Here is a 14,928-nt window from a genome sequence, read left to right on the forward strand (position 1 = left end):
GCCGAAGCAACGCCTGTCCGGGCCTGTCCAAGCCTCTTACACTGTGGTCTTCGTCGAGCTGCGTGGCGCAACGCGGGTGCAATTAGCCTAGCCCCCGCACTCGCGGCAAAGTACGCCGCAAATACGAGGGCTAGGCTAATTGACCCGCTAAGTGCGCGCCACTCCGCTCCTGGTTATTGTCGAGCTGCGCAAAGCAACGCGGCGTGATATAAGCTGTGACGCCGCCAAGGCAAAGAACGCCTTTGCGTCATCCCATCTTATATCCACCGCTAAACCCGCTTTGCTCCGCTCTGGGGTTATCGTCGAGCTGCGCAAAGCAACGCGGGTGCGGTTAGCTACGCCATCGAACTCGGGGCAAAAAGCGCCCCAAGCCCGATAGCTAGGCTACCCGACCCGCTAAGTGCGCTTTGCTCCGCTCTGGGGTTTTAGTGCGGCAGGATGTTGTGGTTATTGTGAAACGGCAGCATCGCGCCGACTTTTTCCATGAATTCTTCGTTGATAAACGACACCGTTGACCCAATCAAGATGATCACCACGCCGATCACTGTTGTTACAGCGATTTGTTCATGCAAGATGATCATCGCCATGATCGGCGCCAGGCCTGGCTTGATGAAGAACACCAAGCTGGCAGTAGACACATCAGAATGTTCCATCGCCAAGAAATAAAAGGCAAAGCCCAAACCGGTCACGCCAATGCCGATATACGCCAGCAGCGGCAAGTGGGCCAAGTTGATCCCGGCAGTGACTGGAATATTGGCGAAAGGCGAACGGCTGCCTAACGCTTGTGCAGCAATCGGCAAATGCGACAAACCGATCAGCACCAACAACTCCAAAGCACCAGCCAAGAAGGTGCCGGCAGTCATCACGATGCCGTTATAGCCATAGCGTTGTGAGCCAAAGCGCGACACGATGCTGTACAAGCCGAACGTGATCGCCGAAGTCAACGCCAACACCAAGCCCATGGGATGGCTGAGGTGCGCTGGATTGATGATCACCAGCAAGCCGATCACTGAAATCACCACCGAAATGATACTGGAGCGCGACAGCGACTCATGTAAGATCAGAAACGAGAACAATAAAGCGAACACTGGATTGATCGAAAACACCACCGCGACTGTGGCGGCTGGCGCGGTAATGACCGCCAATTGATACAAAGTCATGCTGACAACCACACAGATCGCACCAGTTGCTAGGAACAGTGGTGTGTGGGCAAATAATGGCAAGTGGTGCTGGTGCATGAAGCTGATCGCCAATGGCGTCAGCATCACGCCGCCAATCAAGAACCGCAAGAAATTCAACTGCAGTGCCGAGAAGCTGGCACCGGCCAACTTCAAAGCGATTTCCATCGAGCTGAAGAGCAACGTCGAGAATAAGACATAGCCGAGGGCTTTTTTCACAAGATTCATCTCCAAAATGTATAACAGATGTTTCGTATTATACCACTCGTCAAAGATGAGAACACGATTAAAGATTAGTGAGCGCTTTCTTTTTTGGAGGATTCTACTGTATGCGAACACCTGTCCATGTTACAATGAATGCATTGAGATTGAAGGAGGCTGTTGCGTGGATAAATATTATATTGTCGATCGCTCGATCTTGCCAGACGTTGTCGCTAAGGTGATCGAAGCGCGGAGCTTGATCGAAAACGGCCAGGTGCGCCAAGTATCAGAAGCCGTCAAGCAAGTCGGCATCAGCCGTGGCACCTATTACAAGTACAAAGACTACGTGTTCTTGCCTGACACCGGCGTCAACCAGCGCAAGGCCGTGATCGCGTTGATGCTGCATCATGACCGCGGAATTTTGTCAGAAGTGCTCAACACGATTTCCGAAGCCAACGCCAGCATCATCACCATCAACCAGAACATTCCGATCCATGATTGGGCCAGCGTGGTGATTTCGTTTGATATTTCCAACCTCAACGGCTCGCTGGACGATTTGCTGCAGGCGCTGAAACAATCCCGCGGCGCCACAGACATTCACCTGGTTTCTGTCGAATAACGAAAAAAATGCGCCGTCATCGCGATTTGCGATGGCGGCGCATTTTGCTAAGCTCCGAAATACGGTTCCGGCGCGTTTCTGGTGTGCAAGAAATTCTGGTAGATCGCATTCAAAGCGCGCGAGTAGTCGGTTGTGGCCACGCCGATCAACAAGTTGGAATCCCCAGAGTTTTGGCTGACTAAGCGCACCGGGATGTTGTTGTCGTCTAAATAAGCCAACAAGCGCCCGGCAATGGCCGGCCGGGTGGTCAAGCGCTGCGAGATCGTAGAGATTAAGGCGATGTTGCATTGGATCGCCAAGTCATCGGGTGCACAGGCGCTGACCAGCTCTTCGGCCAGGCGGCGGCGTTCTTCTGAGTCGATGGTGCCATGGGTGATCAGATTCAACGTATCGATCGACGTGGGCATGTAGGCGACTTTGAGTTGATGCTTGGCCATCACGGTTAAGGCTTGTTGGATCACGTCCAAATGCGCGGCCAATTGATATTTCTTCAAGGTGATCACGGTGTAATGCCGCCGCCCTGCAATGCCAGTCAGCGGCCCGTCTAAATTCGTGGCCCGCACCACCAGCGTACCGGGATCTTGCGGCCGGTTGGTGTTTAAGATGCGGGTGGGGATGCCTTTGGCGCGCACCGGCTGTACCGCGTCGGCTTGAAAAACGCCGGCGCCCATGAAGGTCAACTCGCGCAACTCAGCATAAGTCAGCTGGGTGATCGCCCGCGGCGCATGGACGATGCGCGGATCGGCCATTAAGATGCCGGACACATCTGTCCAGTTCTCATATAGCGTCGCGTTGAGCAAGTTAGCCAGCCAAGCGCCGGAAATATCCGAGCCGCCGCGAGGCATCAAGTGAATATTGCCGCAACCGTCGCCGCCGTAAAACCCTGGCATTACAAAGCGGCTTGGCGCATCGGCAAAAGCCTTAAGCGAAGCTTGGGCATCGAAGTTATCGGCACTAAACAGCATATGATCTGCCGCGTCGATAAACGGCCAGCCTAAGAATTCAGCCAGCATGCCGGCGGTGAGGAATTCACCGCGTGACACTAAATAGTCATGGTCATGGTGGGCTTGCCACTGCTTTTGGATGTCATCAACGGCGCCGCTGACATCATAGGTCAGGTTTAATTCGGCTTGTAAGGGCTGCAGACGGGCTTTAACTTCGGCAAACAACGACTGATCGTCACTGGCGGCGATGCGCAACAAGAGGTCAGTCAACTTCACCGGGTGCGCTTGGTCTTTGCCTGCGGCTGATACTACGACGTACTGCCGCTTGGGATCGGCTTGCAGAATCGCTTTGACTTTCTTGAATTGCTCAGCGTTGGCCATTGAGCTGCCGCCGAACTTGCAAACTTTTGTCATTAAACACGACCTCCTTTCCGATGCGTAAGGCACAAGCAGTTGGATCTTGCGCCAAACGAATGGCGATTTCACCATTAGTCGCGTTAGGGATAATAGTGGTGTCAGCACCTGAACGCCAAACGTAATCGGCGCGCAGCAACTCAGCATCGTTGATCAACTCGCGGTTGAAATGCCGCGGCAGGTGGCCGACGTGATCGACGATGTCCAGCAAATCTTGCACAATGGCATGCGCCGTCGGCAATTGGCCGGCGCCTTGCCCGTAGAATTGCAAGGCACCGATGGTTGGCCCCACTAAGCGGATCAAGTTATTGTTCGCCAAGCAGCCGGCTTCCAAGCTATGGGCGGGGACTAACGTTGGGGCGATCACTGCCGCAAAGCGCTGGCCTGAACGCACCGCAGTGCCAAGCAGGCGAATGGCCAAGCCTTGCGTTTTGGCCCAGGCGATGGCAGCGGCGTCAACGTTGCGGATGCCAATGGTGGGCAAAGCAAAGTTTGGTGCGGTGTTGTAAGCAATGGCACTGGAAATGCGCAATTTGTTAGCAACATCGATGCCGTCGATGTCGGCAGTCGGGTCGCGCTCGGCGTAACCCAGTGCTTGGGCTTGAGCCAAGGCTTGAGGGAATTCATCGCCGGTTTGCATCATTTGATCCAAGATATAATTGGAGGTGCCATTGAAGATCCCGCCTACTTCAGAAAGGTCGTCGACGCGCACGGCATTCTCCAAATTCTTCAGCCACGGGATCCCGCCGCCAGTAGTTGCTTCATAGTAGAAATGCACACCGTTGGCTTCGGCGGCTTCGGTGAAGTCGCGCAAATAACGGGCAACGACGGCTTTGTTGGCAGTGACCACGTGTTTATGTGCTGCCAAAGCTTGCATGATATAGGTGTGCGCAGGTTCAATACCGCCGATGGTTTCCACGACGGCATCAAGCTTTGGGTCGTTGAGGAGCGTTGCAAGATCGCTGGTCGCTAAAGGCGAGAGGTTGGTGTCGGCAGGCCGCGTCAGCAGGTGGGTCACCGTGAGTTGTTTCGTTTGGTTGGTTTGGCGGGCAATGATCTTAGCGACGCCACTGCCGATGGTGCCATAGCCTAGGATTGCGATTTGCATACGAGCCTCATTTCTGTGTTTTTGAACAATAAACACTTGTATTTGAATACTGAACAGATTATCATAGCAAGTATTCAAATGCAATGAGAAATCGCCATGTGATTTTAACTTACGCGATATTCTCTCAGAAATTGAGGCGAAACCTATGTATACCAGCACCCGCAACTCCGATCTTTCCTTAACCAGCCAACAAGCGCTTAAAGCAGGCTTTGCCTCAGACGGCGGTTTATATGTGTTACCAGAATTCCCTAAATTAGACTTGGCCGCCTTGTTGACGCAAACTTATCAACAACAAGCCTTGAGTGTGCTGTCGGCTTTGCTGCCTGACTTTACCCAAGCTGAGCTGCGCGATGCCATTCAAGCGGCATATGGCAAGCAATGGGATGATGCGGCGATTACGCCGCTGCATACCGTGGGCGCAACGCATTATTTGGAGTTGTTTCACGGGCCGACATCAGCGTTTAAAGACATCGGTTTGCAGCTGCTGCCGCGCTTGTTGGCTAAAGCCTTAGGGGCTGATGATCGCCTGTTGATCTTAGCCGCCACTAGCGGCGATACTGGCAAAGCGGCGTTGGAAGGTTTCAAAGACGTGGCGCAAACTGGGATCGCGGCATTCTATCCAGCCGGCGGCGTCAGTCCCATTCAAGAAAAGCAAATGACCACCACCGGCGGCAACAACACTGCAGTGGCAGCAATCAAAGGCAACTTCGATGATGCGCAAACCGCGGTGAAGCAAATGCTCAACAACGCTGAATTAGCCGCCAAACTCGGCTCGGTACAGTTGTCAGTGGCCAATTCCATCAATATCGGCCGCCTGGCCCCACAAGTGGTGTATTACTTTAATGCTTATCAGCAATTAGTTGATGGCAAGGTGATCAAAGCCGGGGAAGCGGTGAACTTCACTGTACCGACCGGGAATTTCGGGGATGTGTTGGCAGGTTATTACGCCAAGCAATTAGGCTTGCCGGTGCGCAAGTTCATCGTGGCGACCAACAGTAATTCTGAAGTCGCTGATTTTATCAATACCGGCGTATATGACCGCAACCGGCCGTTCTTAAAGACCGTGTCGCCTTCGATGGATATCCAGATCTCATCAAATCTTGAGCGGTTGTTGTTTTATAAGAGCCAAGGCAATAGTGCCTTGGTGGCAGACTTGATGCAGCAGCTGCAAGATGTGGGGCGCTATCAGGTGCCAGCGGACTTGTTGGCGGCGATCCAAGCTGACTTTGTGGCGGGTGCAGCCAGTGATGAAGCAGCAGTCGCAGCCATTGCTGCAGTTGCCGCTGATCACGGCTATTTGATGGATCCGCACACCGCCAATGGTTATGTGGTGCAGAATGCCTTGGCAGAACCTGGCGTGACGGTGCTGTTAAGTACCGCCAGCCCGTATAAGTTCCCACAGGTGGTGGCCCAAGCTGTGTTGCATGAGACTTATGCCGATGGCTTTGCGGCAATGCAAGCCTTGGCGCAATACAGCGCCCAGCCGCTGCCTAAGGCTTTGGCGGCTTTGCCAGGCTTGCCGGTGCGCTTTGATGACGTGATCGCGCCAGAAGACATGCCAAGGTATGTGGCCGATCTTGCAAAGAAGGTGTTGTGATGTTTAAGTTATCAGTTCCAGCAACCAGTGCCAATCTTGGCGTGGGCTATGATGTGATGGGCTTAGCGCTTGATTTGTACCTTAATGTCACTTTTGAAGCGATTGATGATGGGGTGCAAATTGTCGGCGGCGATCCGCGGTTCCATAATCCTGACAACTTGATTTACCGCGCCTTTAAACAAGGCTGTGCGGCGCTGAATGAAGCCGTGCCTGGCGTGCGGTTAACCGTCGCTTCACAGATCCCAGACGCGCGCGGGTTAGGCAGCTCAGCGGCGTGCATCGTGGCTGGCTTAGCCGGGGCGAATCGCTGGTTTGGCTCACCCTTGGATAACACGGCGCTGTTGGCCTTGGCTACGGCGATGGAAGGCCATCCGGACAATGTTGCCCCAGCGATCTTCGGCCAACTGACGGCGACGATCATGTGCGATGACATGCCGGTGGTGGCGCATTATCATTTGAACGACGCTTGGCAATACGCGGTGGTGATTCCAGATACGCCATTGGCGACTGCTGAAGCCCGCGCCGTTCTCCCAAAAGAAATGACTTATGCGCAAGCCTCATACCAAATGGGCCATTGTACCTTAGCCTGCACGGCATTAGAGCGCGGTGATATGACCATGTTGCAAGCTGCCGTGCAAGACAAAATGCAAGAGCCATACCGCGCCAAGCTGATCCCTGACTTCACCAACTTGAAGGCTTTAGGCAAGCGGTTAGGCGTGCTGGTGATGATCTCTGGCGCCGGCTCGACGATGCTTGCCATCACCCAAGACAAGCGCGCCTTGCAGCGCTTCTTGCATGAAGCCCGCATCAGCCATCCCCACTGGCAAGCTCAAGCGCTGGCGATCAACAGCCAAGGTGTGGTGTTTGACCGCGCTGAAGCCTTAGCAGAATAACCACAAAGCCCGCAATCACTTGTTTTACTCAAGTGACTGCGGGCTTTGTGGTTAGTCAAGCAATTTGACATAGAAGTGATCCATCACGGTGTGGGGACCGGGATGCAGCGGTTGGGCAATGCGGGTGTAGCCGGCAGTTTCATACAAGTGAATGGCCACTGGCAAGTTGGTATGCGTTTCTAAATACAATTGCCGCCAGCCCAGATGCTTGGCTTGTTGTTCGCAATATTCAAGCAGCTGCCTGCCGCGGTGCTGGCCGCGGGCACTAGGCAGCAGGTAAAGTTTCTGCACCTCACAAATGCCCAAGGTCCGGTCATAATCGCCAATGCCGATGCCGCCGATCACTTGGGCTTGTTGGGTAGCGACGAAATACGCACGATCAGGCGCCGCAGCATAATAGGCGCTTAGGTGGTCGAGTTCTGGGTCATAATAGGCGGTGCCAGGCTGATCTAAGCCGGCCGCTTGCAAACAACTGCGTACGATGCCGGCTAAAGCGGCATCATCGGCAGGGGTGATGGGACGAATGGTCATGAATTGTGCCTCCAACAAGCAAGATTGCGCCTAGTGTACCACCACCAAGCGCCTAGCACAATTACACGCTGATGCGGCTGAACAATTCCGGCGGCGTGCGCCAGCTGGTGGCGGGGTTGGCTGCGATCAGTTGCGCATCGGTAGTCAACACGATCAAGCAAGCATCAGCTTGGGCCACGGCGGCTTTGGCGTAATCTAAGAAAATGCGCCGCTCTTGCAGCGTCATCGCCGCCGGAAAATCACTCATCACCAAATATGTTCGCCCGGCCACCAGCCCGCGAAAGAGTTGAATGTACAAACTTTGCGTGGCAGTTAGGCCATCGGCTGGGGTGTCTAGAAACGTTGTGTCTTTGCGCAAATGTTCAGGCACCAAGTCAAACGAGCGGTGCTGGCCGTTGATCAAGATGTTGCTGCGCACCGTCAAATAAGGCACGATCGCCGCATCTGGTAAGGTGATCATCCCCAACAGCTTGGTGTTGTTGGTACTGATGAACTGGCGGCTGATCATTTGAAAGCCGGCGGCGACGGCAGTTTGGTCGGGGTATTGGATGTAGGCCAGGGTTGCTGGTGTGAATAATTCTGCCAGGCGTGCTTGGAACCCTTCAGTTTGCCGCTTTTGAAAAAGAACCATAGGCCACTTCCTCCTTAATTAGGCGCGATGCCGTAATTGCCGGCGCTGGTGCCAGACTGCAACGCCAAACACCAGCGCTTGGGTGACGATGATGCTGAGTAAGCCGCTGACTAAACTCACCGCAAAGCCTGCGACGTGATTGGCCGCCGGATGCAAGCCCACCGGGTGCGGGAACATCAAGCCTTGACTCGAGAAATCGGTGAGGCGGTGGTTGAATAATTGCTTGATCAAGTCTTGATAAGCGCGGCTTGATACATTGTCGGCCAAGTAATGATCAAACAAATGCTGATTGAGGCTGGTCAATTGATTGGTGATCATGCCGCCAAAACACACTGCCAACCCGCAGGCAATCACAAAGCCAACCAGAAACACCATGATGTTCTCAACCAGGTATTGTGCCACGATATCTACCGGGCTTTTGCCGACTAATAAGTAGGCAGTCGTTTCTTTGCGCCGCATCAACGCGCTGATCACGGTGAAGGCGACGCTAAGCAAGGCAAAGCCTGCCACCAATAGCCACCAGGTTGTTGTATAGTCATGGTCGACTGCCAGGTAGGCTTGTTTGATGACGGCGATCAAGTGGTCGGCGGAGCGCACCGCGCTGGTGTCAAACTGAGCCAGCCGATTCTGAAAGTGAAGCTTGGTGTTGATGTTGAGCTGGCACGCTGTTTGGATGATGACGCTAAGCAAGCTAAACAAGACGACACCGATCATCCCTGCCACATAAGGCCGGCGGTGATAACTGAGTGCCTTGATCGCTCTTTCCATGAACCGCATGACGTCACCTCACTAATTAAATTCAGTATAGCGGTGAGGTTTGAACAAAATATGAACATATCGCGAAATCTGCACGTCACCTGTGATTCGACAAAAAACCTCCGCCGGTTTGGCGAAGGTTACAAGTGAGACTATTTACTGCTGGAAGCGGCGCTTGACTGGCTTGATGAAACGTCTTGTTGCTGTTTCAAGACGCTTTTGGGGAACTTAGTCAAGGCGCTGCGATTCTTCTGGACTTCCGGGGCGTCGGTGTGGAAGTCGCTCACTGTGCTTTGGTCGTGATGCTGGCTGTACAACGAAGTCGAGCGGTCCCCAAGTTGATTCTGGGTGTTGAGCACACTTTGCAAGCTGGTGGTGTAATCGTAATTGCTTGGGTCGACTGGGGCAAAGCCTTCAGGCACGTAGAAGCGCAATAAATTCTTGGAAGCGACGTTGTCTGAGGCGCTCAGTTCGGCGTTGACCTTGCTTTGATCGGCAGTTAGCTGTTGTTTGAGGCTGGTATTGGGGTGGATCACTTCGCCGGTGCGATTCAGATACACGGTATCGCCGATCACAGTGTAGCGCGGCGTGACAAAGTCGTGATTGCGAAAGGCCACGGTTTGATCGTGCTGGGCCGAAAGCAGATCGGTACCAAATTGGACATAAGGCTTGGTGTTGACCCCCAACAGATGCAGCAGCGTCGGCAAGACATCGATTTCACCGCCATAAGTGTGCTTGATTCCGCCAGGCAAGTTTGGCATATGGAAGATCAGCGGCACGCGCTGCATGCTGGCATCGTCGAAATCATTCCAGCTGTTGGCGGATTTGCCTAACAGTGGCGCCAAAGTCTGGTTGCGGTCATTGGAGATGCCATAGTGATCACCATACATCATGATCAATGAGTTGTTATACAGCCCAGAGGCTTTGAGATAGGCGAAGAATTCTTTAAGGGCCGCGTCTAAATAATGCGCGGTGCGGAAATACCCGTTGATCGACGCATCACTGGTGCCGGCATCGGGAAAATCGCTGTCGACGTCTGAGATGTAGAACGGGAAGTGGTTGGTCGTGGTGATGATTTTGGCGTAGAAAGGCTGCTGCAGCCGTTCCATGTACTTGATGGTTTCGCCAAACATCAGCTTGTCTTTGATCCCATATTGGGTGGTTTGATCTGTGCCTTGTCCGTAGTAGCTGCCGTCAAAGAAATATTGATAGCCCAAAGACTTATACACATTGTTGCGATTCCAGAAGGTGCCGTTGCCGCCGTGGAACACCGCGCTGGTGTAGCCGTCGGTTTGATTCAGAATCGCCGGTGCGGCTTGGAAGGTGTTATCGGTGCCCAAGCTTGAGAACAAGGAGCCGGATTCCAGTCCATACATCCCGGTTTCCAGCATGTTTTCGGCATCAGAGGTTTTGCCGGCACCGACTTGGTTGAAGAAGTTGTCAAAGGACAAGGTGTCTTTTTGCTTGACCAAGCTGTTGAGAAAAGGCGTCACTTCTTGGCCGTCGACTTTGAAATTGATCAAGAATTGCTGGAAGGATTCCAGGTGAATGATGATCACGTTCTTGCCTTTGGCCACACCGGCATATTGGGCATTCGGTGCGGCATAGTGGCTTTGCACCTGCTGCAGCACGGTGTCCATGTCACTGGCGTCAGCACTGGCACGCACTTGCGAGTTCTGCGCGGCTTTGACCCCGTCATATAAGGTGAAAGGCGCCAAGCCGAGGTATTTCACGATGTAAGTATGATCAAAGGTGCGCGTCAACAAGTTGGGCCGATTCAATTCAGAAATCGCCATGTTCACCGCAAATACCGCCAGCGCCACTGCAGTGATCGCCTGTGCCAGGTGAAAGCGCGGCGCCTTAAGCTCAAGCTTGAAGCCAAAATGCGGCCAGCGCAGTTTCTGGCCTTGCAAATAGCGCAAGATGTTTAACACCGCATATATCAACACCACAGCCAAGACGATCACCCAATCAAAGCCATACACCAAATCGCGCGGTGTTAACATGCTTAAGGTGCTGGCGCCTAAGCCGTGAGCCACAGTGGTTGCCCCAAGCATGGTGGCAATAGTCAAGAAATCCGAGAACTCGCGGTAATACAAGACGTTGGCAAATAGCAGCAAGTTCAATAACGCATACACCACCACACCTAGCACATAGGCGCGGCGCGGCTTGCGCGGATACATGGCCAAGCTCAACAACAAGGCACTGGTGCCAAGGGGATTTAAGATCAGCAGGCCTTGTTGAATGATGCCTGAAGCGCCGAGGCTGAAATCGACGTGATAAGCAAACAAGGTCTTGGCCCACAACAGCGCGAGCAGAATGGTGATAAAGCCCAGTCGCGTTGTGCGCAGGCGAGAGAATTTATGCACGTGTGGCGCCTCCGTTCCATTAATGTCCTCATTATTGTACCCGTGTGACTGCCGGTGGGCAAATTTGAGCAGTGACTTTAACAAAGCTTATGGCAGTTGGATTAATTAATAGAATGGTAAAGTTCGCCCACGCGCTGTCGTGGAGCTGGCAAGCTCTGGTACAATCAAGTGGAAGATAAGTCGAGAATGTGGATGTAGGTGAACGATGCTTTTTCTGGGACCGGTGTATCGCTTCGTCCAAGCCAGTTGGTTTGGTTCGGTTAATCACTGGCCGTTGTTGCGGCTGGTGTTTTACTCATTAGATAAATCATTACTGTACCTCTTGGTGTTTGCCGCGCTGCGCATCGGCTATTTGCTGTTGAAGCGCCAGCGGCCGCATGTCGGCCATGAGGCGCGGGTATTTGCGTTTGTTTTCTACCTATTGTTGTTGCTGGCGCTGACGGTATTTCGCGACGTGTATTACCCTTGGCAGCTGGTGCTGCATTGGCATCGCAGCTTAAGTGTCATCAACTTCACGCCGTTTGTGGAAACCTTGAAGCTGCGCCAAGGCGTCAGTCAGTTTGATTTCTGGTATCAATCGCTGGGCAATGTCATGTGGTTTCTGCCTTTTGGCTGGGGGATGGCTGCATTATGGGGCAAGAAGCATTTCCTGGCGGTCACCTTTGCCGGCATCGGCTTAAGTGTCATGATCGAAACCCTGCAGTTTTTGTTGATTTCCGGCGTGGCAGATATTGATGATGTGATCTTCAATGTCACCGGCGTCGTGGTTGGCTATATCAGCTATCGCATCACCCAACACCGTTAAGACCGCTTGCCGGTCTTTTTTTGTTTTCAGAAAGCCGAAAGTTTTCATGACCGGTTATGAAACAATTCGGTTGAATTGGCCCTTAGCCCTAAGAAAAAGGCAAGTGTCACATGATTTTTTGCAAAAAAATGGCCTACTGTAAAATTGTCAGTAGAATGGCGGCAATTGGGCGCTTATGACGTGTCGTGACCGGAATGATCTTAGTGTGTGAGCGGTTGCGGTATTCGCTTTCATAGCAAGAATGCTGATATTATGCGGTTGAATTGAAAACGAAATCACGATAAACTAACTACTTGTGTATTTAGATTGAACACAACAGATAAACGGACGTTAAACAATTCCAATTGAAAGAGGAGACGAAATGGCAATTATCATCGCACTGATCCCGGCAATCGCATGGGGGTCCATCGGTTTAGTCAGCGGCAAGTTAGGCGGTAACGCTTATCAACAAACATTAGGGATGACCATCGGCGCCTTAGTCTTTGGCATCGGTACTTGGGCCTTCGCCCATCCAGTGATGGATACCAAAGTCTGGGTCTTAGGCGTGTTGTCCGGGTTGTTTTGGGCCTTAGGACAAAGCCAACAGTTCCAAGCCATGAAGTATGTCGGCGTGTCAATGACGGTGCCGATTTCCACTGGGATGCAACTGGTGGCCAGCACTTTAGCCGGCGCTTTGTTGTTCGGCGAATGGAAAACCGGCAAAGACGTCACCTTAGGCTTGTTGGCCTTGGTTTTGTTGGTGATCGGGGCGACGTTGTCTTCGCGTAAAGAAAAAAGCCAAGACGCAGGTGCCGCCACTTCTTATGGTGCCGGGATCCGCACGCTGCTGATTTCAACGGCAGGCTATGCCGGCTACACCATCGTCGTTAACGCCGGCCACTTAGGCGCTACAGCAGTAGTATTGCCGCAATCCGTGGGGATGTTGATTGGGGCGGTGCTGTTTTCGATTGGGCATCAGGCCTTTGCCAAAGCCACGGCCAAGAATGTGGTCACCGGTTTGCTTTGGGGCACCGGGAACGTGTTCATGTTGATGGCGATGAGTTCAGTTGGTTTGGCGATCGCTTATTCCATGTCGCAAATGGGCATCGTCATCTCCACGTTTGGTTCCATCTTCTTGCTGGGCGAACGCAAGACCCACAAGGAAATGACCTGGGTCACATGGGGTGCGATCTTGATCATCGCCGGTGGCGTCGTGTTAGGGATCATGAAGTAAACTTGCACTGCCGGAATCAGTTGACAGCTTGATTAGGCTGATCGAGACAAACAGGTGAGCAAAGCAGGCGTTTGGCTCGATTCTTAAGCAGAAACCGTGCGGCGACATGGCGCGCAGCGGAGCTAGTTGCGCCGCTGCTTGTCCACAGCGTGCAGTTTTACTAGTCCGGCCATATACCCTGATTTCTGTAAATTATTATCATATTTGACGCCGTCTGTGAACATTTTCATATTTTCAGATGCGGCGTCTTGCTTTTTCAAGGTATTGTGGGTAAAGTTGAAATGTGTTTTGAAGTGAAAATTAGGAGGAACGCAGATAATGGCTACAATCTCATTTGATGCATCAAAGCTTGATAAGTTCGTTGCCCCACACGAACTTGGACAGATGCAAGCATTGGTTACCGCAGCAGATAAAGAATTACGTGAAGGTACAGGGGCCGGCAACGACTTCCGTGGCTTCTTAGACCTGCCAGTCGCTTATGATAAGGACGAATTCGCCCGCATCAAAGCGGCAGCCAAGAAGATCCAAGACGACTCCGAAGTGTTCGTTGCTATCGGCATCGGCGGTTCTTACTTGGGTGCGCGCATGGCGTTTGACTTCTTGTCACACACCTTCCGCAACAGCGAACCAGGCCGCAAGTTGCCAGAAGTTTACTTTGCAGGTAACTCCATTTCCGGGACTTACTTGGCTGACTTGATCGAAATGATCGGCGACCGCGACTTCTCCTTGAACGTGATCTCCAAGTCCGGTACCACCACTGAACCTTCTATCGCGTTCCGCGTTTTGAAGGCTAAGCTGATCGCCAAGTATGGTGAAGAAGCAGCCAAGGGCCGCATCTATGCCACAACTGATCGCGCTAAAGGTGCTTTGAAGACTGAAGCCGACGCTGAAGGTTATCAAGAATTTGTTGTGCCTGATGACTTAGGTGGCCGTTACTCCGTGCTTTCTGCTGTTGGCTTGTTGCCAATCGCTGTTGGCGGCGGCGACATCGACAAGTTGATGGAAGGCGCCGCAGCCGGCCGCGAAGCTTATGCTTCTGCTGACTTAACTGAAAACGAAGCCTACCAATATGCGGCATACCGCAACATCTTGTACCGCAAGGGCTTCACCACTGAATTGCTTGAAAACTACGAACCTCAATTGCAATACCTTGGCGAATGGTGGAAGCAATTGATGGGCGAATCCGAAGGTAAAGACCAGAAGGGTATCTACCCATCAAGCGCCAACTTCACCACCGACTTGCACTCCTTGGGCCAATACATCCAAGAAGGTTTGCGCAACTTGATGGAAACCGTCGTTTGGGTCGAAAACCCAACCAAAGACGTTGAGATCCCTGTCGAAAAGGGTTCCTTAGACGGCCTTGAATTCCTTGAAGGCAAGAAGATGTCTTACGTCAACCGCAAAGCCTACGAAGGCGTGGTTCTGGCGCATACTGATGGCGGCGTGCCTGTGATGACCGTTTCCATCGACAAGCAAGATGCCTTCACCTTAGGCTACTTGATCTCCTTCTTCGAATATGCTGTTGCCATTTCTGGTTACTTGAACGGGATCAACCCATTCAACCAACCAGGTGTTGAAGCTTACAAGAAGAACATGTTTGGTTTACTCGGCAAGCCTGGTTACGAAGACTTGACCAAGGAATTGAACGCGCGCCTGTAATCTACAGCGC

At 52.6% G+C, this 14,928-nt stretch carries 13 protein-coding genes; 6 read left to right on the forward strand and 7 right to left on the reverse strand.

What is annotated here, in order from left to right; all coding sequences use genetic code 11:
- Positions 1-425: 425 nt before the first annotated feature.
- Positions 426-1,397: a DMT family transporter gene (locus tag ACGG90_RS11155; RefSeq protein WP_390409445.1), complete on the reverse strand. Its 972-nt coding sequence runs from the start codon at positions 1,395-1,397 to the stop codon at positions 426-428.
- Positions 1,398-1,563: 166 nt separating this feature from the next.
- On the opposite strand from ACGG90_RS11155, the gene ACGG90_RS11160 reads away from it, so the two are divergent.
- Positions 1,564-1,998, forward strand: coding sequence for an ACT domain-containing protein (locus ACGG90_RS11160; protein ID WP_390409446.1), 435 nt, complete (start codon positions 1,564-1,566; stop codon positions 1,996-1,998).
- Positions 1,999-2,045: 47 nt separating this feature from the next.
- Here the strand turns inward: ACGG90_RS11160 and ACGG90_RS11165 are convergent, their stop codons facing one another.
- Positions 2,046-3,356, reverse strand: coding sequence for an amino acid kinase family protein (locus tag ACGG90_RS11165; RefSeq protein WP_390409448.1), 1,311 nt, complete (start codon positions 3,354-3,356; stop codon positions 2,046-2,048).
- The gene (locus ACGG90_RS11170) at positions 3,310-4,464 is read right to left on the reverse strand and encodes a homoserine dehydrogenase (protein WP_390409450.1); all 1,155 of its coding nucleotides are present in this window, start codon (positions 4,462-4,464) and stop codon (positions 3,310-3,312) included. The genes ACGG90_RS11165 and ACGG90_RS11170 overlap by 47 nt, the downstream gene beginning before the upstream one ends.
- 145 nt (positions 4,465-4,609) lie before the next feature.
- Here ACGG90_RS11170 and thrC point away from each other — a divergent pair, with 145 nt between their 5' ends.
- Both thrC and thrB read left to right on the forward strand, forming a co-directional pair.
- On the forward strand, positions 4,610-6,061 hold the full coding sequence (gene thrC / locus ACGG90_RS11175; protein ID WP_390409452.1) for a threonine synthase: 1,452 nt from the start codon (positions 4,610-4,612) through the stop codon (positions 6,059-6,061).
- Positions 6,061-6,954 carry a homoserine kinase gene (gene thrB, locus ACGG90_RS11180; RefSeq protein WP_390409454.1) on the forward strand — a complete coding sequence of 298 codons (894 nt, stop codon included), beginning with the start codon at positions 6,061-6,063 and terminating at the stop codon, positions 6,952-6,954. Before thrC ends, thrB begins: the two co-directional genes overlap by 1 nt.
- A 51-nt stretch (positions 6,955-7,005) precedes the next feature.
- Here thrB and ACGG90_RS11185 read toward each other — a convergent pair whose 3' ends face one another.
- The 4 genes from ACGG90_RS11185 to ACGG90_RS11200 all read right to left on the reverse strand — a co-directional run bounded on the left by ACGG90_RS11185 (position 7,006) and on the right by ACGG90_RS11200 (position 11,241).
- Positions 7,006-7,485 carry a GNAT family N-acetyltransferase gene (locus ACGG90_RS11185; protein WP_390409456.1) on the reverse strand — a complete coding sequence of 160 codons (480 nt, stop codon included), beginning with the start codon at positions 7,483-7,485 and terminating at the stop codon, positions 7,006-7,008.
- A gap of 61 nt (positions 7,486-7,546) precedes the next feature.
- On the reverse strand, positions 7,547-8,116 hold the full coding sequence (locus ACGG90_RS11190) for a hypothetical protein (RefSeq protein ID WP_390409458.1): 570 nt from the start codon (positions 8,114-8,116) through the stop codon (positions 7,547-7,549).
- 18 nt (positions 8,117-8,134) lie between these two features.
- Complete coding sequence (locus ACGG90_RS11195; protein WP_390409460.1) at positions 8,135-8,893, reverse strand: FtsX-like permease family protein; 759 nt, start codon at positions 8,891-8,893, stop codon at positions 8,135-8,137.
- Between the two features lie 131 nt (positions 8,894-9,024).
- On the reverse strand, positions 9,025-11,241 hold the full coding sequence (locus tag ACGG90_RS11200) for an LTA synthase family protein (protein ID WP_390409462.1): 2,217 nt from the start codon (positions 11,239-11,241) through the stop codon (positions 9,025-9,027).
- A gap of 205 nt (positions 11,242-11,446) precedes the next feature.
- On the opposite strand from ACGG90_RS11200, the gene ACGG90_RS11205 reads away from it, so the two are divergent.
- The 3 genes from ACGG90_RS11205 to ACGG90_RS11215 all read left to right on the forward strand — a co-directional run bounded on the left by ACGG90_RS11205 (position 11,447) and on the right by ACGG90_RS11215 (position 14,918).
- The gene (locus tag ACGG90_RS11205; protein WP_390409464.1) at positions 11,447-12,046 is read left to right on the forward strand and encodes a VanZ family protein; all 600 of its coding nucleotides are present in this window, start codon (positions 11,447-11,449) and stop codon (positions 12,044-12,046) included.
- 361 nt (positions 12,047-12,407) lie between these two features.
- A complete protein-coding gene (locus ACGG90_RS11210) occupies positions 12,408-13,259 on the forward strand; it encodes a GRP family sugar transporter (RefSeq protein WP_390409466.1) in 852 nt (283 codons plus the stop codon).
- Between the two features lie 318 nt (positions 13,260-13,577).
- Positions 13,578-14,918, forward strand: a complete 1,341-nt coding sequence (locus tag ACGG90_RS11215) for a glucose-6-phosphate isomerase (protein WP_390409468.1) — start codon at positions 13,578-13,580, stop codon at positions 14,916-14,918.
- Positions 14,919-14,928 lie beyond the last annotated feature (10 nt).

The organism is Lacticaseibacillus jixiensis (assembly GCF_042847315.1).
In the GTDB taxonomy this organism is placed as follows: domain Bacteria; phylum Bacillota; class Bacilli; order Lactobacillales; family Lactobacillaceae; genus Lacticaseibacillus; species Lacticaseibacillus jixiensis.

Excerpts from the sequence above, each read along its gene's own strand:
- ACGG90_RS11165 (WP_390409448.1), bottom strand. The coding sequence starts at position 3,356 with ATGACAAAAGTTTGCAAGTTCGGCGGCAGCTCAATGGCCAACGCTGAG.
- ACGG90_RS11170 (WP_390409450.1), bottom strand. The coding sequence starts at position 4,464 with ATGCAAATCGCAATCCTAGGCTATGGCACCATCGGCAGTGGCGTCGCT.
- thrC (WP_390409452.1), top strand. The coding sequence starts at position 4,610 with ATGTATACCAGCACCCGCAACTCCGATCTTTCCTTAACCAGCCAACAA.
- thrB (WP_390409454.1), top strand. The coding sequence starts at position 6,061 with ATGTTTAAGTTATCAGTTCCAGCAACCAGTGCCAATCTTGGCGTGGGC.
- ACGG90_RS11185 (WP_390409456.1), bottom strand. The coding sequence starts at position 7,485 with ATGACCATTCGTCCCATCACCCCTGCCGATGATGCCGCTTTAGCCGGC.
- ACGG90_RS11190 (WP_390409458.1), bottom strand. The coding sequence starts at position 8,116 with ATGGTTCTTTTTCAAAAGCGGCAAACTGAAGGGTTCCAAGCACGCCTG.
- ACGG90_RS11195 (WP_390409460.1), bottom strand. The coding sequence starts at position 8,893 with ATGCGGTTCATGGAAAGAGCGATCAAGGCACTCAGTTATCACCGCCGG.
- ACGG90_RS11205 (WP_390409464.1), top strand. The coding sequence starts at position 11,447 with ATGCTTTTTCTGGGACCGGTGTATCGCTTCGTCCAAGCCAGTTGGTTT.
- ACGG90_RS11210 (WP_390409466.1), top strand. The coding sequence starts at position 12,408 with ATGGCAATTATCATCGCACTGATCCCGGCAATCGCATGGGGGTCCATC.
- ACGG90_RS11215 (WP_390409468.1), top strand. The coding sequence starts at position 13,578 with ATGGCTACAATCTCATTTGATGCATCAAAGCTTGATAAGTTCGTTGCC.